The 2,732-nt window shown below is 33.6% G+C and carries 3 protein-coding genes; 1 reads left to right on the plus strand and 2 read right to left on the minus strand.

Going from position 1 to position 2,732, the window contains the following annotated elements; genetic code table 11:
* Nucleotides 1–707: 707 nt before the first annotated feature.
* Both BCR25_RS20190 and BCR25_RS12445 read right to left on the minus strand, forming a co-directional pair.
* A complete protein-coding gene (locus tag BCR25_RS20190) occupies nucleotides 708–1,013 on the minus strand; it encodes an RNA polymerase sigma factor (protein WP_071879589.1) in 306 nt (101 codons plus the stop codon).
* Nucleotides 1,014–1,197: 184 nt separating this feature from the next.
* Nucleotides 1,198–1,629, minus strand: a complete 432-nt coding sequence (locus tag BCR25_RS12445) for a rhodanese-like domain-containing protein (protein ID WP_069663917.1) — start codon at nucleotides 1,627–1,629, stop codon at nucleotides 1,198–1,200.
* A 107-nt stretch (nucleotides 1,630–1,736) separates the two neighbouring features.
* Here BCR25_RS12445 and BCR25_RS12450 point away from each other — a divergent pair, with 107 nt between their 5' ends.
* Nucleotides 1,737–2,597, plus strand: a complete 861-nt coding sequence (locus BCR25_RS12450) for a LysR family transcriptional regulator (protein ID WP_069663918.1) — start codon at nucleotides 1,737–1,739, stop codon at nucleotides 2,595–2,597.
* The last annotated feature ends 135 nt before the right edge of the window (nucleotides 2,598–2,732 follow it).

Genomic DNA, 2,732 nt, shown 5'->3' on the forward strand with positions numbered 1-2,732 from the left:
TTTGTTGACAGATACGGATTTAATACCAGATACCGCACCTGTAGCAGCTCCTATATCTGAAGCTATATGACTCATAAAAGAATCGACCCCTTTTACTTTTTTTCAATAAGTACAGTTTAACGGAATATAGTCTAAAAATACAGGCTATTTAGTAAAAAAGTTAATAAATAATGACTAATTTAGTTTGAAATTTTTTGATTTAACAAGAAAGCCTCAAAATAAACGCTGTTTTAGCATGACTTATTGATTGAATCACAAGAAATAAAGTAAAGTATCACTATAAGTAAACTTTATTTTGTTAGAATAAGGTTTAGATGAATCCCCTCATTCTATAATTTAGTGTTTGCTTATTTTGTCACTAGTCCCCCTATACTCTATCAAGAAAAAAGAAAAAATCTAGAAATCAAGGGAAGATACAGACTATTTTTCGATTGCCAAAGAAGGCCGACTGCAGTTGATTTAGACGATCAAATATTGCTTGCTGGAAAATTTTTCCACAGAAGCTCATGAAGATGTTGATGTAGCCTTCTACAAAAAAATACAACCAGTATTTAGAGGAAAAGATACTGCCCAACTTTCTACCGAAATTGGGAACTATATGAGAGCAGAAATTACTGATTTTTATGCCATTTATTTAAAGTTTATCCCGTTAGATATCTTCAAAGAACTTCACAGTATTTATAAATCAGTCGAAATCAGTATTTTATTTAGTGACACTGCTTATTTACTTCAAACCAAACAAGATTTGATCGAAACTCGCTATATTGAGCGGTATACTCCTTCTCACGTTTCCTTTTTCTAAATAGATCAATATAATTATTGAACGAGACCCTAAAAAACCAAGGCCACAAATTTTCTTGTTTGAGAGTAATAAAAGTAGAAAATAGCGTATCATATGTTTTAGAAACTGCGTCCTCTGCATCTTCTAAGATACTCCCATTTTTTATTAGTACATGGATCACTACTTGTCCTAATGAAAGTAGCGCTTCTTCAACTGTCACATCCCTCTTCATTTTTAGTTTCTCCTTTCATTTATACAACGTTTGAACTTCTGAAAAAGTGGACAAGAATAATTGTATTATCTAAATTTTTATATTTTTGATTTCAAAGTAAAATAGAAGCTAAAGCGAATCATTCTTCACTTTAGCTTCTATTTTAAATGATAGATAGATTGTGCATCAGCATAAAAATAAACGTCTAGCTCAATGAAGCATAATCCCAAAAAAGTGTTCTAGACGTATTTTTTCCTTCTAACGGACAGTTTTCTTTTGCCCAGTATTCGATACCTCCCAATAATTCTTTCACCTGATAACCTCTCACAGTTAACTTCATAGCAGCTTTGGTTGCGCCATTGCAGGAAGGTCCCCAGCAATAGACAACGATTTTAGCGCCGGCTTCCAGCGTATCCTGAGGCAAATTTCCTCCTGGACAGGAAATAGCCCCCGGTATATGACATTCCTGAAAATCTTTTTCGCTGCGAACATCTAAAATCGTATAATCAATCAGCTGGTGGTAAAAATCAAACGCTAAATCGGCAATATCCGTTTCATACATCAATTTTTCAGAGAAACGATTCCCTTCGATCGATTTTGCATTATCATTAAATACTTGAGAAATATACTTTTTCATTTTCTTCACCTTCCCTTTCTGTTAAGATTTAGTATAATCGATAAAAAGCTAAAATAGTTGCTTAAAAAATAGATACTTTTGATCAAAATTATTGATAGGAGGAGCTCATGAATTTCATCTATCTTCAATCTTTTTACCATGTCGTATTAACGAATTCCTACTCAAAAACAGCCAATCAGCTGGGCTATTCTCAAAGTAATATCAGCTATCATATCCACAAATTAGAAGAGCAATATGGTCGAGAATTATTATTCAAGAGAAAAGAAAAAATTGTTCTTACGAAAGCTGGTGAATTAGTCTTCACATTTGCTCAATCATTGATGAAAGAACATCATAAACTTCTCAACCAGCTAGAACAAGAAAATGAAGTTCTTAGAATCGGAACGATCGAAAGTCTTTCTTCCAGCCTAATGGTCACCTATTTGTCAAAACTTAGGAGACTTTATCCTGAAATGAAATTTCGAGTGAGTGTAGAAGACGAGCAAACACTTTTTGACTTGCTAGCAAAAGATGAACTGGACTTGATTTTTATATTTGATGAGATGACAACGAATACGATGAATTATGTTCATTTGTATGCTGAAGAAACCTTTGAATTGGTCACCCATAAAAAGAATATGGTCGATCATCCAGAATCTTACGAAATGATTTTGACCGATAACAAATGCAGCTATCGCAAAGCCTTTCTTGAACAATATCGTTCTTCCATGAACATCTCGATTGCGTTGGAATTAGCGAATCCAGAGGATATAAAAAGGTTACTATTCTCTGGAAACGAGACTGCGTTTCTTCCGAAATATGCCACGAGAGATTTGAGTTTACAAGATTTCACGCATTCTCCATTACCTTTAAATAGACCTTTCTATTTACAATGGCTATTCGCAGATGAAAAGAAGAACAGCCAACTCGATAAACTCATCTCACTCCTTCTTGAAGACCCTTATTATGAAGTAAAAATAAAAAAATAAATTTTAAAAATGTAAATAAAAAAAAGAGAGTGGGACAAAATGAGGTGCGCCCTAAAAGTTGTACGTAGATTACCCAGCTAATTGGCTGGTATGAATTCGGTATTGAACCGGACTCATACCAGTCAATTTTTCTTT

It is taken from the genome of Enterococcus termitis (genome assembly GCF_001730305.1).
Classification (GTDB): Bacteria; Bacillota; Bacilli; order Lactobacillales; family Enterococcaceae; genus Enterococcus_L; species Enterococcus_L termitis.

What these genes read in the sequence shown, in the direction of transcription:
- BCR25_RS20190 (WP_071879589.1), bottom strand. Translation starts at nt 1,013, where the DNA reads ATGAAGAGGGATGTGACAGTTGAAGAAGCGCTACTTTCATTAGGACAA.
- BCR25_RS12445 (WP_069663917.1), bottom strand. Translation starts at nt 1,629, where the DNA reads ATGAAAAAGTATATTTCTCAAGTATTTAATGATAATGCAAAATCGATC.
- BCR25_RS12450 (WP_069663918.1), top strand. Translation starts at nt 1,737, where the DNA reads ATGAATTTCATCTATCTTCAATCTTTTTACCATGTCGTATTAACGAAT.